This window comes from Amycolatopsis echigonensis (assembly GCF_014174495.1).
GTDB lineage: Bacteria > Actinomycetota > Actinomycetes > Mycobacteriales > Pseudonocardiaceae > Amycolatopsis > Amycolatopsis echigonensis.
This window is the reverse complement of the sequence record NZ_JACJHR010000059.1, coordinates 21,319-43,972: the sequence shown is the minus strand read 5'-3', so window position 1 is coordinate 43,972 and position 22,654 is coordinate 21,319. Positions and strand designations below refer to the sequence as shown.

At 69.7% G+C, this 22,654-nt stretch carries 22 protein-coding genes; 15 read left to right on the top strand and 7 right to left on the bottom strand.

Annotation, left to right across the window (positions count from 1 at the left end; genetic code table 11):
- Nucleotides 1-14: 14 nt before the first annotated feature.
- Nucleotides 15-584, top strand: a complete 570-nt coding sequence (locus H5411_RS32075; protein WP_312878662.1) for a YdcF family protein — start codon at nt 15-17, stop codon at nt 582-584.
- Nucleotides 585-749: 165 nt separating this feature from the next.
- Here the strand turns inward: H5411_RS32075 and H5411_RS47135 are convergent, their stop codons facing one another.
- Nucleotides 750-1,787: a TetR/AcrR family transcriptional regulator C-terminal ligand-binding domain-containing protein gene (locus tag H5411_RS47135; RefSeq protein WP_312878661.1), complete on the bottom strand. Its 1,038-nt coding sequence runs from the start codon at nt 1,785-1,787 to the stop codon at nt 750-752.
- Nucleotides 1,788-1,872: 85 nt separating this feature from the next.
- On the opposite strand from H5411_RS47135, the gene H5411_RS32065 reads away from it, so the two are divergent.
- From H5411_RS32065 to H5411_RS32020, 10 genes are all read left to right on the top strand, one after another.
- Nucleotides 1,873-3,339 (top strand): FAD-dependent oxidoreductase, encoded by a 1,467-nt coding sequence (locus tag H5411_RS32065; RefSeq protein WP_183125983.1) that lies wholly within the window; start codon nt 1,873-1,875, stop codon nt 3,337-3,339.
- 9 nt (nt 3,340-3,348) lie between these two features.
- On the top strand, nt 3,349-3,777 hold the full coding sequence (locus tag H5411_RS32060) for a MarR family winged helix-turn-helix transcriptional regulator (protein WP_183125982.1): 429 nt from the start codon (nt 3,349-3,351) through the stop codon (nt 3,775-3,777).
- Between the two features lie 381 nt (nt 3,778-4,158).
- The gene (locus tag H5411_RS32055; protein WP_183125981.1) at nt 4,159-5,781 is read left to right on the top strand and encodes an ABC-F family ATP-binding cassette domain-containing protein; all 1,623 of its coding nucleotides are present in this window, start codon (nt 4,159-4,161) and stop codon (nt 5,779-5,781) included.
- On the top strand, nt 5,778-7,394 hold the full coding sequence (locus H5411_RS32050) for an ABC-F family ATP-binding cassette domain-containing protein (protein WP_183125980.1): 1,617 nt from the start codon (nt 5,778-5,780) through the stop codon (nt 7,392-7,394). The genes H5411_RS32055 and H5411_RS32050 overlap by 4 nt, the downstream gene beginning before the upstream one ends.
- Before the next feature lie 79 nt (nt 7,395-7,473).
- A complete protein-coding gene (locus H5411_RS32045; RefSeq protein WP_183125979.1) occupies nt 7,474-8,601 on the top strand; it encodes a serine hydrolase domain-containing protein in 1,128 nt (375 codons plus the stop codon).
- Between the two features lie 63 nt (nt 8,602-8,664).
- The gene (locus H5411_RS49070) at nt 8,665-9,846 is read left to right on the top strand and encodes an SPFH domain-containing protein (RefSeq protein ID WP_101438294.1); all 1,182 of its coding nucleotides are present in this window, start codon (nt 8,665-8,667) and stop codon (nt 9,844-9,846) included.
- A gap of 25 nt (nt 9,847-9,871) precedes the next feature.
- On the top strand, nt 9,872-11,020 hold the full coding sequence (locus H5411_RS32035; RefSeq protein ID WP_183125978.1) for a TFIIB-type zinc ribbon-containing protein: 1,149 nt from the start codon (nt 9,872-9,874) through the stop codon (nt 11,018-11,020).
- 172 nt (nt 11,021-11,192) lie between these two features.
- Nucleotides 11,193-12,299 carry a methyltransferase gene (locus H5411_RS32030; RefSeq protein ID WP_183125977.1) on the top strand — a complete coding sequence of 369 codons (1,107 nt, stop codon included), beginning with the start codon at nt 11,193-11,195 and terminating at the stop codon, nt 12,297-12,299.
- A 63-nt stretch (nt 12,300-12,362) separates the two neighbouring features.
- On the top strand, nt 12,363-13,631 hold the full coding sequence (locus H5411_RS32025) for a sensor histidine kinase (RefSeq protein ID WP_183125976.1): 1,269 nt from the start codon (nt 12,363-12,365) through the stop codon (nt 13,629-13,631).
- Nucleotides 13,632-13,844: 213 nt separating this feature from the next.
- Entirely contained in the window at nt 13,845-14,219 is a 375-nt protein-coding gene (locus H5411_RS32020) for a helix-turn-helix domain-containing protein (RefSeq protein WP_183125975.1), read from the top strand.
- Nucleotides 14,220-14,231: 12 nt separating this feature from the next.
- On the opposite strand, the gene H5411_RS32015 is transcribed toward H5411_RS32020, so the two are convergent.
- From H5411_RS32015 to H5411_RS31995, 5 genes are all read right to left on the bottom strand, one after another.
- A complete protein-coding gene (locus H5411_RS32015; protein WP_246369497.1) occupies nt 14,232-14,432 on the bottom strand; it encodes a ferredoxin in 201 nt (66 codons plus the stop codon).
- The gene (locus H5411_RS32010; RefSeq protein WP_246369496.1) at nt 14,429-15,478 is read right to left on the bottom strand and encodes an NADH-ubiquinone oxidoreductase-F iron-sulfur binding region domain-containing protein; all 1,050 of its coding nucleotides are present in this window, start codon (nt 15,476-15,478) and stop codon (nt 14,429-14,431) included. Before H5411_RS32010 ends, H5411_RS32015 begins: the two co-directional genes overlap by 4 nt.
- Nucleotides 15,479-15,544: 66 nt before the next feature.
- On the bottom strand, nt 15,545-16,108 hold the full coding sequence (locus H5411_RS32005) for a ferric reductase-like transmembrane domain-containing protein (RefSeq protein ID WP_183125972.1): 564 nt from the start codon (nt 16,106-16,108) through the stop codon (nt 15,545-15,547).
- The gene (locus H5411_RS32000) at nt 16,105-17,031 is read right to left on the bottom strand and encodes an FAD:protein FMN transferase (RefSeq protein ID WP_183125971.1); all 927 of its coding nucleotides are present in this window, start codon (nt 17,029-17,031) and stop codon (nt 16,105-16,107) included. The genes H5411_RS32005 and H5411_RS32000 overlap by 4 nt, the downstream gene beginning before the upstream one ends.
- Entirely contained in the window at nt 17,028-17,300 is a 273-nt protein-coding gene (locus H5411_RS31995) for a hypothetical protein (protein ID WP_183125970.1), read from the bottom strand. The genes H5411_RS32000 and H5411_RS31995 overlap by 4 nt, the downstream gene beginning before the upstream one ends.
- 103 nt (nt 17,301-17,403) lie before the next feature.
- Here H5411_RS31995 and H5411_RS31990 point away from each other — a divergent pair, with 103 nt between their 5' ends.
- The 4 genes from H5411_RS31990 to H5411_RS31975 all read left to right on the top strand — a co-directional run bounded on the left by H5411_RS31990 (nt 17,404) and on the right by H5411_RS31975 (nt 22,177).
- Nucleotides 17,404-18,492: a glycosyltransferase gene (locus H5411_RS31990; protein WP_183125969.1), complete on the top strand. Its 1,089-nt coding sequence runs from the start codon at nt 17,404-17,406 to the stop codon at nt 18,490-18,492.
- 80 nt (nt 18,493-18,572) lie between these two features.
- Nucleotides 18,573-18,923 carry a hypothetical protein gene (locus tag H5411_RS31985; protein WP_101438280.1) on the top strand — a complete coding sequence of 117 codons (351 nt, stop codon included), beginning with the start codon at nt 18,573-18,575 and terminating at the stop codon, nt 18,921-18,923.
- A gap of 84 nt (nt 18,924-19,007) precedes the next feature.
- Entirely contained in the window at nt 19,008-20,456 is a 1,449-nt protein-coding gene (gene argG, locus H5411_RS31980; protein WP_183125968.1) for an argininosuccinate synthase, read from the top strand.
- Nucleotides 20,457-20,575: 119 nt separating this feature from the next.
- Complete coding sequence (locus tag H5411_RS31975) at nt 20,576-22,177, top strand: DUF885 domain-containing protein (protein ID WP_101438278.1); 1,602 nt, start codon at nt 20,576-20,578, stop codon at nt 22,175-22,177.
- On the opposite strand, the gene H5411_RS31970 is transcribed toward H5411_RS31975, so the two are convergent.
- Nucleotides 22,174-22,596: a Fur family transcriptional regulator gene (locus tag H5411_RS31970; protein ID WP_101438277.1), complete on the bottom strand. Its 423-nt coding sequence runs from the start codon at nt 22,594-22,596 to the stop codon at nt 22,174-22,176. The genes H5411_RS31975 and H5411_RS31970 overlap by 4 nt on opposite strands.
- Between the last annotated feature and the right edge of the window lie 58 nt (nt 22,597-22,654).

Genomic DNA, 22,654 nt, shown 5'->3' with positions numbered 1-22,654 from the left:
GTAGGATCGGGTGAGTGCCGCGCCGTTCGATCATGTTTTTCGTCCTGCTGTTCGGCTGGGCCGAATGGGAACACTGGCGGTCCTCGCGCCGCGCGATGGGCGGCCGCCCGGGGACGTCGGGCACCGGCGAGGCAGTGGTCGTGCTCGGCTACCGCAACCGCGGGTCGCGGGCCAATTTCGTGAACCGCTGGCGAGTGCGGGCGGCAGTACGTTCCCAGGCGCCGGGGCCGTCGAGGCTGGTGCTGTGCGGCGGAGCCGTCGGCGGCCCGGAGACGGAGGCCGAGCTGATGGCACGGTACGCGCGGGAGCACGGCTATCAGGGTCCGTTGACGCTGGAGACCGAGAGCCGGTCGACGTGGGAGAACGTGCTCGGCGCGGTGCCGCTGATCGAGGACGCGGACCGGATCAAGATCGTCTCGAATCCGCTGCACGCGGAGAAAGCACGCCACTACCTGCGGCGGCACCGGCCGGACCTGGCGGAACGGCTGGTGCCCGCGAACGAGTACCGGTTCGGGGAATGGCTGGCGACGAAGCCGGTGCTGACGGTGCTGGGGAAACGCAATCTGCGGCGGTTGCGAAGGTGAGCAGGGGCTCGCGGTGCGGCTGGCATCGCGGGCAAGGCCGAGCCGGGACGCTTCGCTGCGCACTGGCACGGGCCTGCGAGCCAGCCCTGCCGCACCAAAGCCGACCCCACCCCGCCGAAGGGCGCGCGTTCAGGGCTCGTGAGCGGCAACCCCGGCTCTCGCCGCTCACGAGCCCCCGGGCAGGTGCGCGTCGATCTTGGCCACCATCGCCTCCAGTTTGTCCCGCTCGTCCCGGTCAAGCGGAGCGAAGACCATCTCGTCAGCCTCGGCCAGCACCGCGTCAAGCCCGGCGACCAGATCGAGCCCGGCTTCCGTGGCGTAAACGCGCTTGCGCCCGCCCTCCGTGCGGCGCTCGACCAGCCCGCGGCGTTCGAGCCCCTTCAGCAGCAGGGAAACGTTCGCGGGCGTCGTGTGGCTCATCTCGGCGACGTCTCGCTGGATGGCGCCAGGCTGCCGCTCCAGGTAGCCGAGCACCATGGCCTGTTCGAAGGTCAGGCCGCGGGTGCGGCTCCATTCCTCGATCCGCTTGCGCCGCACCCAGCGAATCGACCGGAAAAGGTCGCCGGACTTCGGTCGCGGCTTGTTTTCCCGACTAGGAGTTAAGTCTTTAACTCCTGCAGGCGACTGGACGAGCGGCAGGAAAAGCTCGTCGACGATCGACCGGATCCGCGCGGGCCGGAGCGGGGCGAGGTCCAGCAGCAGGTCGTGCCGCATCAACTGGAACGGCATTTCGAGCACCGTGCCGGAAAGGCGCGTCAGGTCGATCTCGCCGCGGGCGTGGGCGCGCGCGTAGATGTCTCGCGGGAGCAGCCGGTCGCCGATGATCCTGTCCCGGATCTGACCAGGAGTGGCACCGGTATGCGCCGACAGTCCGGAGATAGCGGCGGCGGCCGCGATGGCGAAGAATCCGGCCAGGGATTCGCTCGCCGCGGTCAGGTACGCGAGCAGATCGCCGCGCAAACTCCCGGTGTCGGGCATCGCGATCGGATGGTCGTCGCGGTGCCGCCGCATCGCCGCCAGCACGAGCTCGTCCTTGTTGGCCCACCGCCGATAGAGCACGGCCTCGCTCGTCCGGGCGCGGACGGCGACCGATTCCATGGTCAGCCGTGCGTACCCGGCTTCGACCAGTTCGTCCCACCCGGCGGCCAGCAACGCGGATTCCAGCTGCTCGCCACGGCGGCGGCGCACGGTTTCAGGGGCCACTCCGCCCACGATAGAAAGTTTTGCCTTTCTTAGCAAGTTTCCCTACTCTGGCGGACAGGAGTTGTTCGGAGCCAGGGGGTTGACAATGCCGAGCACAAATCTGTCCACGCCGGATTTGCCGGTCCTGATCGTCGGCGCGGGCCCGACCGGGCTGACGCTGGCCTGCGAACTCGCTCGGCGCGGCGTCGGGTTCCGGCTGGTCGAAGCGGCCCCAGGCCCGCGCCCGGGCTCGCGCGGCAAGGGCCTGCAGCCGCGCAGCCTCGAAGTGTTCGACGACCTCGGCGTCATCGACCGCATTCTCGCCAACGGCCGGTCGGCGATGCCGATCCTGCTGATCGACCCCGACGGCCGGACGAGCGGCGGCCCGACCTACGAGGAGCGTCCCGATGTTCCTTACCCGGCATCGGTTATCACCCCGCAATGGCGCGTCGAAGAAACCCTCGGCCTGCGACTGGCCGAACTCGGCGGCACGGTCGAATTCGGTGCCGCGCTCGAGAGTTTCGACCAATCCGCCGACGCCGTGACGGCGGTACTGCGCACCGGCGACCAGACCGAAACCGTCCGCGCACAGTGGCTGGTCGGCTGCGACGGCGGCCGCGGCGTCGTCCGCAAACAAGCCGGGATCGCGTTCGAAGGCGAGACGGACGAGCGGATCCGGATGATCGTCGCCGACGTGGCCGTCGACGGTCTCGACCGCGGCGCCTGGCACATGTGGCGCTGCCAGGAGGGTTTCGTCAGCCTCTGCCCGCTGCCGTCCACCGGGCTGTTCCAGTACCAAGCGCCCATCGGCGGCGAAACCGGCCTCGATCTCGCCACCCTGCAAACGATCTTCGACCGGCGAAGCGGCCGCACCGACATCCGCCTGCACGATCCGGAATGGACGTCGGTGTGGCGCTCCAACACCCGTTTGGCCGAGCGATACCGCGTGGGCCGCGTGTTCCTCGCCGGCGACGCGGCACACGTGCACTCCCCCGCGGGCGGCCAGGGCGTGAACACCGGCATCCAAGACGCGCACAACCTGGGCTGGAAACTCGCCGCCGGAACACCGGAACTGCTGGACACCTACGAGTCCGAACGCCGCCCGATCGCCGCCGGCGTGCTGCGGCTGTCGGCCGCGCGGCTGGCCGAAGCCGCCGAGCAGAAGAGCATCCCCATCCGCAGCGACCGGGACACGACCCAGCTCAGCGTCAACTACCGCGGTTCCGTCCTGTCCCGCGACGACCGCGGCGAGTCCGCCCAGCTCCGAGCGGGCGACCGCGCCCCCGACGCCCCCGGCCTCACCACCACGACCGGCGAACGCCGCCTGTTCGACCTCACCCGCGGCGGACAGTTCACCCTGGTGAACTTCGGCCCCCGGTTCGACTCTTCCGTCCGCACCTTCCACGTCGTCGCCGAGCCTGCCGCCGACGACGAGATCGCCGACTCCTCCGGCCACCTGGCCCGCGCGTACTCCCCGGCCGACCGCACCCTGGTCCTGCTCCGCCCGGACGGCTATATCGGCCTGATCTCCGACGCGGGCGACCTCTCCGCCGTCAGGGAGTACCTGCTCTAGCCTCTTCCCATGTCCGCCCCCGACGAACTGGCCGTGACGCTGTACGGCGCGGTCAGCCTGATCGCCCGCAGGCTGCGCCAGAGCCAGGTCACGGCCGAACTGTCCCTGCCGGAACGGTCCGCGCTGTCCCGTCTGGACCGCGACGGCCCGGCCACCACCGCCGCGCTGGCGCGTGCCGAGCAGATCACCCCGCAGGCGATGAGCACGACCATCAGCGGCCTGTCCGCGCGCGGCTTCGTCATCCGCACCCCCGATCCCGCCGACGGACGGCAGATGATCGTGTCCCTGACCCCCGAAGGCAGCGAGGTCCTGCGGGCTCGCCGCGACGCCCGGATGCGTCAGTTCGCGGAGTCTCTCGGGTCGGGGTTCTCACCAGAGGAGCTGGCGGTGCTGAAGAAGGCGGCGCCGCTGCTGGAGCGGCTCGGGCAGACGTTCTGAACCGCCGTCCGTCCACTGTGGAATTCGGATGCGCGTTGCCCGGTTCCTGGTATCCTGGCTCGCGGACCGCAGACTTGATCAAGAGGATTTCCATCGTGGCAGGTGAAGACGACATCTCCGGGTGAGCCCGGGGCACGGGCCAGGACGGCACCGGCCCCTCGCTGATCCCTGCGCGGCCCGCTGCCGCGCGTGGAGGTTTCCCGTGCAGGTCAGGCGGCGTACGCCAGGAGACCCACGGACCGCGAGGCAACCGACCCCAGGCAGGCGCGAGCGCGCCGCCAACCAGGTCGGGCATGGGCTGGTCGCGGATGGCCCCACCTCAGTCGTCCACACCAACACCAGCAGAGGCACCCCTCTGCCGATTCACCGCGAGGCCTCACCATGTCCGATCTCCGCATCGTCCTGTCCGCGATCTCCTTCTCCTGGCCCGACGACACCGTCGTTTTCGACCAGCTCTCGGCCACCTTCCCGGTCGGCCGGACCGGGCTCGTCGCGCCCAACGGGGCCGGGAAGTCGACGCTCCTGAAGCTGATCGCCGGGCAGCTCAAACCGTCCGCAGGCAGTGTCACCGTCGACGGCGTGCTCGGATATCTCCCGCAGGACCTGCCGCTCACCGCGGATCGCACGGTCGCGGAGGTGCTCGGCATCGACGCGATTCTCAAGGCCATCACTGCCGTCGAGGGCGGCGACGCGGCCGAGGAGCACTTCACCGCCATCGGCGCGGACTGGGACATCGAGGACCGCACCCGGGCGCAACTGGACCGGCTCGGGCTCGGCGATCTCGCGCTCGACCGGCTGCTCGGCACGCTCAGCGGCGGCCAGGTCGTCTCGCTCGGCCTCGCCGCGCAGCTGCTGCGCGGCCCGGACGTCCTGCTGCTCGACGAGCCCACCAACAACCTCGACCACACCGCCCGCCAGCAGCTCTACGGGGTGCTTTCCGACTGGTCCGGCTGCCTGCTCGTGGTGAGCCACGACCGCGCGCTGCTCGATCGGATGGACCGGATCGCCGAACTGGGCGCGGACGAAATCCGGTTCTACGGCGGCAATTTCACCGAATACGACCAAGCGGTGCAAGCCGAACGGGAGGTCGCGGAGAAGAATATCCGCAACGCCGAACAAGAGGTCAAACGCGAGAAGCGCGAAATGCAGCAAGCCCGGGAACGCGCGGCGAAACGGGCCAGCAACGCGCAGCGCAATCTGTCCAGCGCTGGTCTGCCGAAGATCTTCGCGGGCACGATGAAGCGCAACGCACAGGAGTCCGCGGCGAAGGCGGACGGCACGCACGCGGCGCGGGTCAGTGCGGCGAAGGCCAAGCTTGACCAGGCGGAACGATCGTTGCGCGAGGATCAGAAGATCAGCCTGGAACTGCCGAAAACGGCGGTACCGGCTGGGCGGACGTTATTTGCCGGCAAGCATCTTCGGGTGCGCGGGCTGTTCGCGGGCGAGGGTGCGGATCTGTCGGTCCGGGGTCCGGAAAGGATCGCGCTCACCGGACCGAACGGGGTCGGGAAATCAACGTTGTTGCGGCTGATGCACGGCACTCTCACGCCGGACGCGGGCGAGATCAGCCGTGCGGACGGGCGGATCGCGTATCTGTCGCAGCGGCTCGATTTGCTGGACGCTGAACGCACGGTCGCGGAAAATCTCGCTGACGCCGCACCCGAAATGCTGCCCGCGGACCGGATGAATCTGCTGGCGCGCTTCCTGTTCCGCGGCACGCGGGCGCACCTGCCGGTCGGGGTGCTGTCCGGCGGCGAACGGCTGCGCGCGACGCTCGCGTGCGTCCTGTTCGCCGAGCCCGCACCGCAACTGCTGCTGCTCGACGAGCCGACGAACAACCTCGACCTGGTCAGCGCCGGCCAGCTGGAGAGCGCGCTGAACGCCTACCAGGGCGCGTTCGTGGTGGTCAGCCACGACGAGCGGTTCCTGGCCGAGATCGGCGTCGACCGCTGGCTGCGGCTGGACAACGGCCAGCTTCGCGAAACGGCCGGGATCACAGAATGACCGCCCTGCGCGCGCACGAGATCGTGCGGGTGCTCGGGGGACGGCGCGTGCTCGACGGAGTGTCGGTCACCGCCGCCCCCGGCCGCCGGATCGGGGTGATCGGCGAGAACGGCACCGGGAAATCGACCCTGTTGCGAGTGCTCGCGGGCGTGGACGCGCCGGATCGCGGCGAGGTCGAACGACCGCCGGATCTGGGTTTCCTGCACCAGGAAATGCCGTTCGACCCGGCCGAGACGGTCGCCGATGTCCTCGACCAGGCCCTCGCCGCGGCCCGCGAAGTGCTGACCCAACTCGACCGGGTCTCCGCCCTGCTCGCCGAAGCACCGGAAGATGCCGGATTGCTGGCCGAGTACGCCGAATTGCTCGACCAAGCGCAGCACCACGAGGCGTGGGACGCGGACCGGCGCGCGGAAATCGTGCTCGCCGGGCTGGGGCTCGCCGAGATCGAACGCGAGCGCACGCTCGGTTCCCTTTCCGGCGGTCAGCGCGGACGGCTCGCGCTCGCCGGGCTGCTGGTCCGACGTCCGTCGGCGGTGCTGCTCGACGAACCGACCAACCACCTCGACGCCGAAGCCGCCGCGTTTCTCGAAGCCCAGCTGCGCGAACTGCCCGGCGCGGCGGTGTTCGCCAGCCACGACCGGGCGTTCCTCGACGCGGTGTGCACCGACATTCTCGACCTCGACCCGGCCCCGGACGGTCCGGTGCGCCACGGCGGCAGCTACACCGAATACCTCAGCTGGAAACGCGCCGAACGCGAGCGCTGGGAGCGGCACTACGCCGAAGAGCAGGAAGAGCTGGAGGAACTGCGCGACGCGCTCGGCGTCACCACGCATCGGGTCGCGCCGGGCCGTCTCGCGCCGGACAACGAGAAAATGGGCCTCGGCCGCAGGTCCGGCCGGGTGCAGAACCAGATCTCCCGCCGGGTCCGGGCGACCGCGCGACGGCTGGACGAGCGGGAACGCACCCAGCTTCCCGCGCCACCGCCGCCGCTCCGGTTCCGCCCGCAGGCGCTGGCGGTCGAAAATCCGCGGGAAACCCTTGCCATGCTGGACAAGGTGCACCTGCCAGACCGGCTTTCCGTCGATCGTCTGGAGATCCGGCCGGACACCCGGCTGCTGGTCACCGGCCCGAACGGCGCGGGAAAGTCCACGCTCCTTCTCCTCCTGGCCGGTGCCCTCGACGCGAACGGCATCACCCGCAAACCCGGCATAAGCACCGGAATCCTCAGCCAGGACACCACTTTCGCCCGCCCGCAGCGCACCGCCCGCGGCGCCTACCTCGCCGCGCTGGGCCCCGAACGCGCCGCCGCGGTCCCGCTGAACTCGTTGGGGCTGCTGACCCGTCGCGAGGCTTCCCGCCCGGTCGGCGAACTGTCCGTCGGGCAACGCCGCCGCCTCGCGCTCGCGCTGCTCATCGCCGACCCGCCGCATCTGCTGCTGCTCGACGAACCGACCAACCACCTCTCCCCCACGCTGTGCGACGAACTCGAGGAGGCTCTCCGAACCAGCCCGGGCGCGATCGTCGCCGCCACGCACGACCGGCGGCTGCGCGAAAACTGGGCCGGGCACGTCCTCCGCATCGGCCCCGACCACCGCGCTGCGCCGTTAGAGTGATCCGCGCCGGGCGGATGTCCGGCGGGAGGCCCGGGCAACGACCACCCCGCGGACCGTCCGCCCGCGAAGGGAACGACCGATGATGCACGAAGTCCTGCGCCGCCACGTCGACTCCGGGTTCGTCCCGGGCGCGGTCGCCCTCGTCGCGCGCGGCGACGAAGTCCAGGTGACCGCGGTGGGAAATCTCGACGTCGAGGGCACCGCGCCGATGACCCGCGACACCATCTTCCGTCTCGCCTCGATCACCAAGCCGATCACCGCGGCGGCTGTGCTGATGCTGGTCGAGGACGGCCGCTTCGGCCTGGACACCCCCGTCGCCGAATGGCTGCCCGAACTGGCCGACCCGTTGGTGGTGCGGACGCCGGAAAGCCCGGTCGACGACGTCGTGCCCGCCAAACGGCAGATCACCGTCCGCGACCTGCTGACCTTCCGCGCCGGCTACGGCTTCCCGTCGGACTTCTCCCTCCCTCAGGTCCAAGAGCTGCGTACGGTGCAGACCGACGGCCGCGAGGTCCGGCTGCGCCCGGAACCGGACGAATGGCTCGCCCGGCTGGCCCGCCTCCCGCTGCTGCACCAGCCCGGCGAGGCGTGGCTGTACGACACCTGCGCCGATCTGCAGGGCATCCTGATCGCCCGCGCGTCCGGCCAGTCGCTGCCGGACTTCCTCGCCGAGCGGCTGTTCGAGCCGCTGGGCATGGTCGACGCCGCGTTCGAGGTCCCCGCCGCCAAACGGCACCGGTTCGCCAGCTACTACCGCGGCGGCGAGAACGGCCTCGAACTGGCCGACGCGCCGGACGGTCAGTGGCGCGAGGTGCCGCGGTTCCCGGCCGGATCCGGCGGGCTGGTCAGCACCGCCGACGATTGGCTCCGCTTTGCCCGAATGCTCCTTTCCGACGGGGCGGGATTGCTGTCGAAGGAGTCCGTCCGGCAGATGACGACCAACCACCTGACCGCGGAACAAATCGCGGCCAACCCGCTCTTCCTCGAAGGCCAGGGCTGGGGGTTCGGCGGAGCGGTCGACGTCGAGCCGAGGGAGCCGTGGCAGGTCCCGGGCCGCTACGGCTGGGTCGGCGGCACCGGAACCAGCGCCTACTTGACGCCTTCGACCGGTTCAGTGGCGATTCTTCTCACCCAGCGCGGGGTGGACGGGCCGGGCGGCATCCCGCAGATGCGGGACTTTTGGCGGGAGGCGGCCGCGCCGGAGTGATCCGGCGAGGGCGGCGCAAGGTACTGTGGCCCGCGGGCACGAGGCAACGACGAGGGGTCAGACGTGGGCATCTTCGACAAGATCCGCGGCGAGTTCATCGACATCATCGAGTGGACCGACGACAGCCGGGACACCATCGTGTGGCGCTTCCCGCGCTACGACAACGAGATCAAGATGGGCGCCAAGCTCACCGTCCGCGAATCGCAGGCCGCGGTGTTCGTCAACGAGGGCCAGGTCGCCGACGCCTACCCGCCCGGCATGTACACGCTGCAGACGCAGAACATGCCGATCATGTCCACCCTCAAGGGCTGGAAGTACGGCTTCAACTCGCCGTTCAAGGCCGAGGTGTACTTCGTCAACACCCGGCAGTTCACCGACCTCAAATGGGGCACGCAGAACCCGGTCATCCTGCGCGACGCGGAGTTCGGCATGGTCCGGCTGCGCGCGTTCGGCGGCTACGCGGTCCGCGTGGTCGAGCCGGTCGCGCTGCTGAAGGAGCTGGCCGGCACCGACCCGCAGTTCCGCACCGAAGAAGTGTCGGACTACCTGCGCAGCATGGTCATCAGCAAGCTCGGGCCCGCGATCGCGGCCGCCCAGGTGCCGATGCTCGACCTGGTCACCCAGCAGGAGCAGATCTCGGGCAAGATCGCGAACGCGCTGAACCTCGAACTGCGCGAGGTCGGCATCGAGATCTCGAAGTTCATGATCGAGAACATCTCGGTGCCGCCCGAGGTCGAGGCCGCGATGGACAAGCGGACCCAGATGGGCGTGGTCGGCGACCTCGACCAGTACACGAAGTTCCAGTCCGCGAACGCGATCGAGGCGGCGGCGAACAACCAGGGCGGCGCGGGCGAGGGGCTCGGCATCGGCCTCGGCATGGCGCTCGGCCAGCGCGCGGCCGGACCGCAGCAGCAGCCCGCCCCGCAGCAGTACCAGCAGCAGGCTCCCCAGCAATACCAGCAGCCGCAGTACCAGCAGGCCCCACCGCAAGCGCAGTACCAGCAGCAGGCCCCGCCGCCGATGCCGCCGCCGCTGCCGCAGGGCGAGCAGTGGTTCGTCGGCGCGAACGGCCAGCAGCTCGGCCCGTTCGACCGTGCGGGACTCGGTCAGCAGATCTCCTCGGGCACGCTCGCCAAGGACACCCTGGTGTGGAAGGCGGGCATGGCGCAGTGGACCCCGGCCTCGCAGGTGCCGGAAGTGTCGGCGCTGTTCGGCGCGGCCCCGCCGCCGCTGCCGCCGTCCTGAGCCGCACCGACCTTCTGGGGGACCCATGACCGATCCACGTTCCCAGCAGAGCGGCGTGGCCAACACGACCTACAAGTGCGGCGGCTGCGGCGCGCGGCTGGAGTTCGCGCCGGGCACGACGGCCATGCAGTGCCCGTACTGCGGATTCCGGCAGGAAATCGCCGCCGGCGACCGGCAGATCCGCGAGATCCCGTTCGCCGAGCTGGCGAATCTGGCGCGCAAGCCGGTGGGCTCGATCGGCAAGTACGTCTTCGTATGCCAGCGGTGCGCGGCGAGGACGGAAACCAACGAGACCGCCAGCATGTGCCAGTTCTGCGGGGCGCCGCTGGTGATCGACCCCGCCGCGTCCGGCCAGCTCGTCCCCGAGGGCGTGCTGCCGTTCGCGTTCGACCGGCCCGCGGTGAGCACGCATCTGAAGAAGTGGACGTCTTCGCGCTGGTTCGCGCCGACCGCGCTGAAGAAGGTCACCACCGCGGAGTCCACGAAGAGCACGTACATCCCGCATTGGACGTATGACTCGCAAACCGTGTCGGTGTACACCGGTGCGCGCGGCGAGTACTACTACGTCACCGAGACCTATTACGAGAACGGCGAGCAAAGGACCCGCCAGGTACGCCATACCCGCTGGTACCCCGCACGCGGGCAGGTCGCCCGGAACTTCGACGACGTCCTGGTCCCGGCCAGCACCCAGCTGCCGCTGCAGGAGCTGGACAACCTCGCGCCGTGGCCGCTCCTCGACGCCGCGCCGTACCAGCCGCAGTTCCTCTCCGGACACTTCGCGCTGCGGTACGACGTCGAGCCGGAGAACGGTTTCGAAGAGGCCAAGAACCGGATGGCCCCGATCATCGCCGACGACTGCAAGTACGACATCGGCGGCGACACGCAGCGGCTGAATTCGGTCGACACGCAGCACAACAACGTGACCTTCAAGCTGATGCTGCTGCCGGTGTGGGTCGCGACCTACGTCTACGCCGGGAAGAACTGGCAGATCCTCGTCAACGGCGTCACCGGCGAGATCCACGGCCAGCGTCCGTGGAGCAAGGCCAAGATCGCGATCGCGGCGGTGCTCGCGTTGATCGTGATCGCGGCGATTGTCTACTTCGTCGTGCTGAAGGGTCACAGCACCGGCACGACCCACCATTCCGTCACCCACCATTCCGTGACCCACCACTGAGTCTTCCAGGATGTGATGCGCCGTGCTGATGGGCATGGTTCTCGGCGACCGCCGCTCCCGCGTTTCGCGGGAGCACGCGGGTTCGCCGCTGTCCTGACCGGCGGGAATCCTCGCCTGCTCTCCGCGAAGCGTCGACGGCTGACTGGCCCTTCGACCCTTCCCGGGAGCATTCATGTCCACCGTCCAGTGGACCGAAAACGGAACCATCCGCACCGCCCGTTGGCATTCCGGAAACGGAACTCCGCCGCCGGGCCGCATTGTCGTCGTCGATGACCGGCTGACCGCTGCCGCCGCACTGCGTTTCGCGCGCGCTGGCACCGGAATGTTATGGCGCGGCGACTTTCCCAACGCACGACAGCTCGTGCGCGCCATGGACCGCCGAATCCCTGAGGGCTCGGGATCTTTCGCCGAGGCGCGTTCAGCGCGCGCCGAACGCGCGACGCTGCTCGGAAAGGTCCTGGTCTTCGTGGAAGCTGACCATTCGCTTCAGCTCCGCCGAGTTCCCGACATTCGAGCCACTTGCGATCACGCATTCGGCGGCATCGCCAGCACATTGATCTCGTTGCGTGAGTTGCTCGGCGCGCTGAGCGCTTATCAATGGCACCAGAAAGGCATTCATATCAACGCTTTAAGCTCACGATTGTATCCTGCGTATAGCGTGTTCGCGCCGACACGCAGTGAATACGTAGATCTCGTCGCGCAGGAACCATTGCCAGGCAAGGGGTCTCCGGTCGTCTTCGATCTCGGTACCGGTACCGGTACCGGAGTGCTCGCTGCCCTTCTCGCCCGGCGCGGTGCCGCCGAAGTGGTGGCAACTGACCTGAATCCACGCGCCGTGCACTGCGCACGGGACAACCTCCGACGACTCGGTCTGTCCGATCGGGTCCAGGTCCTCGAAACCGACCTCTGGCCCGCCGACCGGCGTGCCGACCTGGTCGTCTGCAATCCCCCGTGGCTGCCCGGAAACCCGGCTTCGGCGCTGGAACTCGGGATCTACGACGCCTCGTCCTCGATGCTGCACCGGTTTATCGACGGCCTGCCCGACCATCTGACACCGCACGGCGAAGGCTGGCTGATTCTGTCCGACCTCGCCGAACACCTCGGCCTGCGGACCCGCGCCGAGCTGCTCGCGCGGATCTCCGCCGCGGGCCTGAAAGTCGCGGGGCGGCGCGAAACCACGCCAAGACACCGACGCGCCACGGACAGTGCCGATCCGTTGCACGCACCCCGCTCCCGGGAACGCACCATGCTGTGGCGGCTGACCAGGTCCAGAGCGTGACCCGGCGTTTCCACGCTGGACCGCACCGATCGAATATCCTCGCGCGAGACACGGGGAGGGACGATGCCCGGACCGGGTTTTGCCGTACCACGCCGGGAATTCGTGCGGACGCTCCTGCACCGGGGCAGCCCGCCGGAGCAGCCGGACTCCGGCGGGGACCTCGCCACCGTCGGCGACGCGACGCTGGCGCGCGCCGCACGGTACTGGGTCGTCGTGCCGGTCGCCTACCGGATCGCCGCGTTCGTCAAGGTGTACATCGGATTCGCCGCGGCCAACGGCAGCGCCGGGTTGTTCCCGGTGCTGCCCGCGGCCGCGGTGGGCGTCGCCGCGAACGCCGGATTCCTGTGGTGGCTGCTCCGCTCCGGCGGCCTGCCCGCGCGGCGCACGCGGCGGGTGCTCGCCGCCGACCTCGGCGCGGGGCTCGCGCTGAACCTGCTGATCGCGGTGCTCGCGCCGGAGGCGGTGCAGCCGTTCGCGATCGACGTCACCTGGACGTGGCTCGTCGGCTCGGTCGCGATGTGGGCCGGAACGTCCGGGCTGCCCGCGGCGCTGCTGCTGCTCGCCGCGGCCGTCCCGGTGCGCGTCCTGCTGACCGTGGCCGGCGGGCTGCGGCTGGACAACCCGCTCGCGACCAGCCGGTCGATCGGCTGCCTGGTCGCGCTGGCCGTGTCGATCGTGGTGGCGAGCGGAATCCTCGTGCTGCTGGGCGTCGGCACCCGGTTCGCCCTCGACATCGGCCTGCGCCGCGGCCGGGAGGCCGAACGCAAGCGCACGCGGCGGCTGCTGCACGACAGCGTGCTGCAGACCCTGGAAGCGCTCGCGATCTCCCCGTCCGACGACGCCGACCACGCGGCCGAACGGCTGGCCCAGCTGCGCTCGGTCGCCCACGCCGAGGCGGCCGAACTCCGCCGGAGCCTCACCGAGCCGATCGAACCGCGCACCGGACGCGGCTTCGTGGTCGAACTGGCCGACGTCGCCGCCGAAATGGCCCGCGAAGGCCTCCGCACCCAGCTCGTGGCCGCCGACTTCGCCGACGACGACCGCCTTTCCGCCGACCGGCGCACCGCACTGTGCGAAGCGGTGCGGGAAGCACTGCGCAACACGGTGAAACACGCCGGGACGAGCCGAGTCGTACTCCGGGTGGAGGAACGCGACGGCGGAACGGCGGTAGTCGCGCGGGACCAGGGCCGCGGTTTCGACGTGCACGAACGAGGCCCGGGATTCGGCATCCGGCAGTCGATCGAAGCCCGGCTGGCGGAGGTCGGAGGCACCGGGCAGGTGGAATCAACGCCGGGACACGGGACCCGGGTGACCTTGCGGGTGCCGCACTGACCATCGGACAGCAGATTTTTCTCTTTCTCCATGAAATTTCTACGTTTTCCGGAGTTGCCAGCGTGCTGCACTGACTAGTCGATTCACCTTGCGTCTGCATTTGCTGACAAAGAACCTCCCCGCATGCACCACGTTCGTCGGTTCCCGTTCCGCGTCCGCGAGGCTGATAATGGAGGGTCCAGCACGTTCAGTCCCAGCAGCGGGAGCACCTGCATGGACACGCCGGACGAGGCACGCGCGAACCGGACCGAGCGGAATCGCCGGATGCTCGAATCCTGGCGGGCCGGCGCGTCGATCACGGAGATCGCCAGGGAACACGGACTGTCGCTGAGCTGGACCGGTCGGCTGCTGCGGCGGGAAGGCGCCGTGCTGCCGGAAATCCGCCAAGGGGTGCGCCGCAAACTCGACGTGGCGCGAATAGTCCGCGAGTACGAATCTGGCTCGACTATGCAGAGCATCGCGGACGCGCATCAGGCGTCCTATGGCACTATCCGTCGCTTGCTGCTGCGGGAAAAAGTGACCATCCGCCCGCACGGCGGACAGAACGCTCTCGAGCGGCGCAACCCAGGAGACACCGAGCGTGATTGACCACTGTTGCGGTTAATCTACCTTCCGCAACCGCAACGCCAACGCCGGACAAGCCGCAGCCGCCCTTCGCGCTTCGGCCAGCAGCGGCTCCGGCACCGTTTTCCCGTGTACCACCGGGTAACCCCATTCGTCCACAGTGATCAGTTCCGGCAGGACGTCCGCGCACAAACCGTGTGCCCGGCAGGCGATCGGGTCTACTGTCAGGCGGTTCATGCCGCACCTGCCGTGATTCGGCATGAGCCGGCCGTCAGGTGGGCGTGGACATCCGCGGCGAAGACGCGCAGGGCGCTCGCGGCGAGGCGGACCGCTCCGTCCGGGTGGGCGCACGCGCCTCGTCCGCTGAGGAGCGGGAGGCGGCGGGCCAGGCGGCCGGTAGCGTCCCGGCCGGCCAGCAGGTCGGCGAAATCCCCGGCGATGGCGGGAAGTCCGAACATGCACGGTCCGCATTGGCGGGCGGATTCGGCGGCCAGATTGAAGAGAATGTTCCGGGTCAGCTCGATCCCGCAGTGCGGTTCCGGGAGCAGGTGCAGCGAAGACAGGCCGGGTTCGCGCCCGAGTGGCAACGGGTCGGCCAGGGAGCGCGGCATCCAGGTACCGCCGTAACCGCCGATCAGGATTGCTTGTGCGGAAACGGATCCGCCGGCGCGGGCGAGGATCGCGGAAACGGGAGTGTCCGCCGGGACTTCCAGCACACCAGGACGGGCGACCGCTCCGGTGACCGTGACCAGGTCAGTGTGGACAGACCGATAGCGGTCCGCTCCGACCCGAGCGACGATCGCGAATCGGGCCAAGGTTTCGACATTCTGGACCAGTGTCGGGCGGCCGCGGAGTCCGCGTTCGGACGGGCGGGGGAATTTGCCGGTCGGGCGGGCATCGCCGGTGCCCAGGAAATGCACCAGCGCGGTTTCTTCACTGGCGACGTATCGGGGCGGGACTGCGACCAGCTTCACCGGCACGGCGTCGCGGCGTTCGGCCAAAGCGGCCAGGACGCTTCGGTTGCCCTCATGCAGGCAGAGATAAGCCTCGGTCGCGCCGACGGCGTGAGCGGCGACCTGGATACCGTCCAGCACCAGGTGCGGCGCGAGCTCCAGCAGCGCGCGATCCTTGCTGCTGAACGGATCGCTCTCGCAGCCGTTGGCGACCACAGTGGACCGTCCTGGTGCGACGGAGCGCAGTTTCGCCGCGGCCGGAAAGCCCGCGCCACCTCGGCCGCGGATACCAGCAGCGTCGATTTCGTGGATCAGTGCATCGCGGTCCAAGCCGGGGAGTCCACCGTGGACGGACAGATGAGCGGCAAGGTTATGCCGGTGCGAGGGAAGCAAGAGTCACCTCCGAAGCGGAGAGAGGCGGCGAGCCTCGGTGTCGGGGCTGGTACTGCCGAACCGCACGCTCGCTGCGGCCAGAACGGCGATCAGGCAAACGATGTCGAGCGCGATGAGCAGCGGACGTGCGCTGTCGGACGCGACGAGACCGATGCTGTGCGCGAGCGCGACCGGCCAGCACAGGTAAGCGAGCCAATGCACCGCGCGCCATAACCGTGGCGGGATCCGGGTTCGCAGCAGGCTCGTCACGACAATGGCGAGCAGCAAATCCACCGCTACCGCACCGAGACCGATCCAGAACGGTTGGTAGCCCGAGACGAACGGAACGACGACGGAGAGCCAGCTGAGGTCCACATAACCGTCGACGACCGCGAAGACGATGTGTGCGCCCAAAAAGGCGAGACTGGCCAAGGCGAGGTTCCGATGCAGGTCCGCGAGGGCGAAGCGGGGCCAGCGCCGGGTCGCGAACCTTCCCGAATTGAGGAATCCGAGTACCACGACGGCCGTCGAGAACACCAGCGAGACGATTCCGGTGGCACGGCTGAAATACCAGAGCGCGGAACTCACGACGCACGCTCCCGGCGATCCTCGGGCCACCCCGCCGTCGTCCGGACCGCGCCGCGCGAACTCACCAGCCGTGCGGGCAATCCGCGCGAACTCAGCCAGTCCAACGCTGCCGCACCCAATACAACCGAGGCGGTGCTCGCGGTGTTGGCGTCCACACAGGACTTGGCCGCTACCGATACCGTTCGCCAGCACTGATCCGCTGGCTCGCCGGTCCGCGGATCGACGATGTGGTGCACCACGCGACCGCCGCGCCGCCAGGTTCGCCGGGCAACGCCGGAGGTCGCCAGGCCGCCGCTGGTGAGCGTGATCGTCGTACCAGGATGGGCGACCGCGTCCGTGTGGTCGTCACCGATCGCTATGTGCCAGCCGCCCGCCGGTGCCGGGCCCGCCGCCGCGAGGTCGCCACCGAGGTTCACCAGCACGCCGCAGCCGGTGCGGCGCGCGATTTCCGCGGCAGTCTGGTCCGCCGCGAACGCTTTCGCGGTCGCGCCCAGGTCCAGCATTACGCCGCGAGGCAGCACGACAACCCGTCGGGCAGGTTCGAACAGCACCCAATGCGAGCCCGGCGCGGGGACCGGCGCCGCAGCGGGTCCGTCGGCGATCTCGGCGAAGTCCCGGTCGTAGCCGAGCGCGGCCATCGATCCGCCGACCGTCGGATCGACCAGTCCGCCGCTCAGCCACGAGGCGCGCAACGCGGCCGACAGCGCGTCGGCCAGCAGCGGGCTCACCTCGACTTCCCTTCCCGCGGCACGGTGGAGTGCCGAAATTTCCGAATCCGTCCGGAACCGGCTGCAAGCCCGATCGAGTTCGGCGAGCCGCGTCCGCAGCAAGGCGGTCGCCGGGCCGAGCGCGGCCTCCTCGGTGACGAGCACGCGCGCGGTCGTGCCGAGCGCGGGAAACGCCGCCGAATACGGCCCGGTCACGACGCACCCGATCCGGTGTGCGCGTGGCCGGAGCCGGAGCCGAGGTCTTGCGAAGGCGACTGCAGCTGGTCCTGGCCGGAAGTGCTCGATCCCGTCCCGTTGCCGGTCGAGGTGGTCCCGCTGGTGGACGTCGAACCGGCCGCCGTCAGCCCGTATCCGATGCCGCCGGCCGCTGCGACTCCGAGCACTGCCGCGACCGCCGTGACGAACGCGGTGCGATGCCGGACGCGCGCCCGCTCCGCTTGCCTTCTGCTGATGTCCGGGTCCATGCCAGGTGTCCTCTCCGGTGCTGGGAACACCAGTCTCAGCCGCGTTTCTATGAGTCGGCTGGGAGCGACCTGTCAGTTTGCTGCCAGTCACTACACTCCGCGCATGAGCACGGTCCTCGCGTGGGCAACGCTGGCGGTGTGGGCCGGACTCGTGTTGTGCCACAGCTGGTTCTGGCGCACCGACCAGCGGCTGCCCGAGCTGGTCCGGCCGGACGTGTGGCCGTCCGTCGCCATCGTCGTGCCCGCCCGCGACGAGGCGGAACTGCTCCCGGAAACCCTGCCTACGCTGCTCCGCCAGGCCTATCCCGGCGACGCGCGAGTCATCCTCGTCGACGACGGCAGCAGCGACGGCACCGCCGATGTCGCCCGCTCGCTGACTGTCCCCGATGGACTCCCGCTCACCGTCACGAGCCCCGGCGAACCACCGGACGGCTGGACCGGGAAACTCTGGGCCGTCGCACACGGCGTCCGCGAGGCGGGAGACGTCGACCTCCTCCTCTTGACCGACGCTGACATCTCACACGGTCCCGATTCGCTGGAAACCCTTGTCGCCGCTTCCACCAGCGGGCGGGACCTGGTATCTCAGATGGCCGTTCTGCGCACCGCGACGTTCTGGGAACGCCTGATCGTGCCCGCTTTCGTCTACTTTTTCGCGATGCTCTACCCCTTCCGCCGCGTGAACTCCGCGCGCTGGCGCACCGCCGCCGCAGCTGGCGGTTGCGTCCTCGTCCGCCGCTCAGTGCTCGAACGCGCCGGCGGAATCGCCGCGATCCGCGGTGCGGTCATCGACGACGTCGCGCTCGCCCGCGCGGTCGCGTCCGCCGGCGGCCGGCTCTGGCTGGGGTACGCGTCGAAGGTCTGGAGCGTCCGGCCGTATCCGCGGCTGGCGGACCTGTGGCAGATGGTCGCTCGCAGCGCCTACACCCAGCTCCGGCATTCGCCGCTGCTGCTGGCCGGGACCGTCGTGGGCATGATCGCCGTTTTCCTCGCCCCGCCAGCACTCGCCCTGACCGGCTCATGGCAAGCCGCCGTGGCGTGGGCCTTGATGGCGGCGACGTTCGTGCCGGTCGCCCGGTACTACCGGCAGCCCCTGGTCGCGGGGCTGTTGCTGCCGTTCACAGCGGCGCTGTACACGCTGATGACGATCGACTCCGCACGTCGCCGGACCGGCTGGAAGGGCCGCACGTACTAAGGCCCTGCTGACCGAATTGGATGACGCCGTGCAGCAACGGATATGGCATCATCCCGACATGATGTCGACCCGAAGGGGCAATGCCTCGTAGGAAGCCCGGCGCGGTCCGCGCCGACCGACCCGAGGCCCGTGATCTGCGGGCCGGATGCGTCTCTCCAGCACTCGACCGATATCGGAGCTTCCTGCGCCAGCCTGGCCGCTGGTTGTATCTTCCGTGGCCCGATTGCCCGTGCAGCGATCCGGTCGAAGCCCGCGACGATCTGGAAGCCGCCCTGCGAGCCCTCCCTCGCCGCGCCCGTGCGGAACTGCGGCGGATCATCGCTCCCCTCGACGACGACTTCAGGCGAAGAACCCTGCCCGATCCGGCGGCGAGTTCCCTCAGCCGCTGGCACGCGTCCGCGTGGTGGCGCCAGCGGCTGCACGAGCGGTGAACGACGGACTCCCGGAACCGCGCGAGAGCGAGTTCACACCACCCGGGGATGCACGTTCATACATCGTCGTGCATAATCATTCCTATGTCCAAGGTGCTCACTTCCCTTCCCGTCGGCGAGCGGGTCGGCATCGCGTTCTCCGGCGGCCTCGACACGTCCGTGGCGGTGGCGTGGATGCGCGACAAGGGTGCGGTTCCGTGCACCTACACCGCCGACATCGGCCAGTACGACGAACCCGACATCGCGTCCGTCCCCGGCCGTGCGCACGCCTACGGGGCGGAGCTCGCGCGGCTGGTCGACTGCAAGGAAGCCCTCGTCGAGGAGGGGCTCGCCGCGCTGACCTGCGGCGCCTTCCACATCCGCACCGGCGGCCGGGCCTACTTCAACACCACCCCGCTCGGCCGCGCGGTCACCGGCACCCTGCTGGTGCGCGCGATGCTGGAGGACGACGTCCAGATCTGGGGCGACGGGTCCACCTACAAGGGCAACGACATCGAGCGCTTCTACCGCTACGGCCTGCTGGCCAACCCGGGCCTGCGGATCTACAAGCCGTGGCTCGACGCGGCGTTCGTCGGCGAGCTCGGCGGCCGCAAGGAGATGTCCGAGTGGCTGCAGGCGCACGACCTGCCCTACCGCGACAGCACCGAGAAGGCCTACTCCACCGACGCGAACATCTGGGGCGCCACGCACGAGGCGAAATCGCTCGAGCACCTGGACACCGGCATCGAAATCGTCGAACCGATCATGGGCGTGCGGTTCTGGGACCCGGAAGTCGAGATCGCGGCCGAGGACGTCACGATCGGCTTCGAACAGGGCCGTCCGGTGACCATCAACGGCAAGGAGTTCGGCACCGCGGTCGAGCTGGTGCTGGAGGCCAACGCGATCGGCGGGCGGCACGGGCTGGGCATGTCCGACCAGATCGAGAACCGGATCATCGAGGCCAAGAGCCGCGGCATCTACGAGGCCCCGGGCATGGCGCTGCTGCACGCGGCGTACGAGCGGCTGGTCAACGCGGTGCACAACGAGGACACCATCGCCAGCTACCACAACGAAGGCCGCCGTCTCGGCAGGCTGATGTACGAGGGCCGCTGGCTGGACCCGCAGGCGATGATGCTGCGCGAATCCCTGCAGCGCTGGGTCGGCACCGCGATCACCGGCGAGGTGACGCTGCGGCTGCGGCGCGGCGAGGACTACTCGATCCTCGACACGTCCGGACCGGCGTTCAGCTACCACCCGGACAAGCTGTCGATGGAGCGCACCGAGGACTCCGCGTTCGGCCCGGTCGACCGGATCGGCCAGCTGACCATGCGGAACCTCGACATCGCCGACTCGCGCGCCAAGCTGGAGCAGTACGCGAGCCTCGGCATGGTCGGCGGCAATTCGCACCCGAAGCTGATCGGCGCCGCGCAGGCGGCCTCGACCGGCCTGATCGGCGCGATGCCCGAGGGCGGGGCCGAGACGATCGCGTCCCGCGGCCGGGCCGACGACGTCGAACTGCTCGACCGCGCCGCGATGGAATCCGGCACGGACTGAGGCTTTCCTCCCGCGGATGCCCGCGCCGGACCACCGGCGCGGGCATTCCCTCTATACCAGCGACCGCACCCCGCTAACGTCTCTATATTCCGGCGGCGGTTCCCGGTTAACGTGGCGGCGTGACCCCGATTTTTCAGCTGTCCGCCGACCACGTCACGGCCGAGGCGGCGCTCGACCCGATCGCCGCGACCCTCGACGGCGTGACCACCGACGCGACCGCGCTCACCGACCTCACCCCGGACGGTTTCGCGGGCCGCGCCGACCTGGCCCGGCGCACGCTCGCCGCCCTCGCGAAGCTGACCCCCGAGTCCCGCGCGGACCGGATCGCGGCGGCGCATCTGCGGAACAGCCTCGAGGCCGAACTGGCCTGGCACGAGCTGGACGAGCCGTTTCGCCAGGTACAGGCGCATTTCGGCACGCTGAGTTCGATCGCCGATTCGGTCCGGTTGCTGCCGCGCCGCGACGCGGACGACTGGCACGTCCTCGCGGTCCGGATGGCCGGGGTCGAAACGATGCTCGCCGGCTGGCAGAAGACGCTGCAAGCCGGTCTCGACCGCGGTCTGCGCGCGGCCCGTCGGCAGGCACTGGAAACGGCGGCCCAGGCCGAGCGGTACGTCGGCGTCCACAATGCCCTCGTCGAGGAGTACGGCGATGGGCCGCAGACCGATGAACTGCGCGCCGGGGCCGACGCGGCCCACCGCGGTTACGCGGCGCTCGCCCGATTCTTGCGCGAGGATTACGCCCCGCATGCCACCGAAACCGACGGTGTCGGCGCGGAACGCTACGCCGTCGCGGCCCGGCTTTCCCTTGGCGCGGACCTCGATCTCGCCGAAGCTTACGAATGGGGCTGGGCGGAACTTCAGCGCATCGAAACGGAAATCGCCGCTGAGGTCGCGAAAATCCAGCCCGGCGCGAGCGTGGCGGAAGTCCTCGCGCTGCTGGACAAAGAGTGCTCGGTAACCGGCGAAGAGTCCTATTTGGACTGGCTGCGTTCCGCGCACGATCGCGCACTGGAGGCGGCGAGCGAACACTTCGACATCCCGGAACCGTTGCGCGCCTTGGATGTCGTACTCGCGTATGGCTCCGCGTCGGGTTCGCCGTACTACACCGGTCCCGCCGAAGACGGCTCCCGCCCCGGCCGCACGTGGTGGCCGCTGGGCGGACGGAAACGCTTCGCGACCTGGTCCGAGCTTTCGACGGTGTTCCACGAAGGCGTTCCCGGACACCATCTGCAGATCGGCGTCGCGGGCCTGGCCGGGGATTCGGTCAGCCGTTACGCACGCGTCCATTCAGTGAGCGGCCACGCGGAAGGCTGGGCGCTGTACGCCGAACGTCTCGCCGACGAACTGGGCTGGTTCTCCGAGCGCGGCACCCGGCTCGGCATGCTGGCCGGGTCCGCGCTGCGGGCCGCGCGTGTCGTGATCGACCTCGGCTCGCACCTCGATCTGCCGCTGCCGGACGGTTCCCGCTGGGACTTCGACACCGCGTGCCGATTCCTGCACGAACGGGGATTGGCCGCGGAACACCGGGTGCACGCCGAAATCGTGCGGTACCTCGGCTGGCCCAGCCAGGCGATCTCGTACAAGATCGGCGAACGCGCGTGGCTGCGGGCGCGCGCCGAAGCCGCCGCAAAACCAGGATTTACGTTGCGCCAGTGGCATCACGACGCGCTGGCCGTCGGCCCGGTCGGACTCGCGGCGCTGCAGGACGCGCTGCGTTAAGCCTTGGCTTCGCACTCCGCGCACATGCCCCACCACGTGACCTCCGCCTGGTCCACCCGGAAACCGGGCACCGGACCGGGTTCGAGGCACGGCGCGGCTCCGATCGCGCACGGCACGTCCTGGATCCGGCCGCAGCCGCGGCAGACCAGGTGGTGGTGGTTGTCGTGGGTTTCGAGTTCGAACCGCGCGGGCGACCCCGCCGGTTCGAGCGGGCGCAGCAGGCGGGCGCCGACGAGGTCGTCGAGCACGTTGTAAAGGCCCTGCCGGGACAACGCGCCGACCGCCCCGTCGGCGTCGAGCACCGTCGCGATTTCCGCGGCCGTGACGTGCGGGGTCCGCGCGACCGCGGCCAGCACCGCACGCCGCTGCGGCGTGTTGCGCAGGCCTTTGTCGCGCAGGCGCGCCCCGAACTCGTCCATGGCCCGGATCGTACCCGCAGACTTGACCGAATCAATTCTGGCGTGCAGTGGGTCACAC

Excerpts from the sequence above, each read along its gene's own strand:
- H5411_RS32065 (WP_183125983.1), top strand. The coding sequence starts at position 1,873 with ATGCCGAGCACAAATCTGTCCACGCCGGATTTGCCGGTCCTGATCGTC.
- H5411_RS32060 (WP_183125982.1), top strand. The coding sequence starts at position 3,349 with ATGTCCGCCCCCGACGAACTGGCCGTGACGCTGTACGGCGCGGTCAGC.
- H5411_RS32055 (WP_183125981.1), top strand. The coding sequence starts at position 4,159 with ATGTCCGATCTCCGCATCGTCCTGTCCGCGATCTCCTTCTCCTGGCCC.
- H5411_RS32050 (WP_183125980.1), top strand. The coding sequence starts at position 5,778 with ATGACCGCCCTGCGCGCGCACGAGATCGTGCGGGTGCTCGGGGGACGG.
- H5411_RS32045 (WP_183125979.1), top strand. The coding sequence starts at position 7,474 with ATGATGCACGAAGTCCTGCGCCGCCACGTCGACTCCGGGTTCGTCCCG.
- H5411_RS32035 (WP_183125978.1), top strand. The coding sequence starts at position 9,872 with ATGACCGATCCACGTTCCCAGCAGAGCGGCGTGGCCAACACGACCTAC.
- H5411_RS32030 (WP_183125977.1), top strand. The coding sequence starts at position 11,193 with ATGTCCACCGTCCAGTGGACCGAAAACGGAACCATCCGCACCGCCCGT.
- H5411_RS32025 (WP_183125976.1), top strand. The coding sequence starts at position 12,363 with ATGCCCGGACCGGGTTTTGCCGTACCACGCCGGGAATTCGTGCGGACG.
- H5411_RS32020 (WP_183125975.1), top strand. The coding sequence starts at position 13,845 with ATGGACACGCCGGACGAGGCACGCGCGAACCGGACCGAGCGGAATCGC.
- H5411_RS32015 (WP_246369497.1), bottom strand. The coding sequence starts at position 14,432 with ATGAACCGCCTGACAGTAGACCCGATCGCCTGCCGGGCACACGGTTTG.
- H5411_RS31995 (WP_183125970.1), bottom strand. The coding sequence starts at position 17,300 with ATGGACCCGGACATCAGCAGAAGGCAAGCGGAGCGGGCGCGCGTCCGG.
- H5411_RS31990 (WP_183125969.1), top strand. The coding sequence starts at position 17,404 with ATGAGCACGGTCCTCGCGTGGGCAACGCTGGCGGTGTGGGCCGGACTC.
- H5411_RS31985 (WP_101438280.1), top strand. The coding sequence starts at position 18,573 with ATGCCTCGTAGGAAGCCCGGCGCGGTCCGCGCCGACCGACCCGAGGCC.
- argG (WP_183125968.1), top strand. The coding sequence starts at position 19,008 with ATGTCCAAGGTGCTCACTTCCCTTCCCGTCGGCGAGCGGGTCGGCATC.
- H5411_RS31970 (WP_101438277.1), bottom strand. The coding sequence starts at position 22,596 with ATGGACGAGTTCGGGGCGCGCCTGCGCGACAAAGGCCTGCGCAACACG.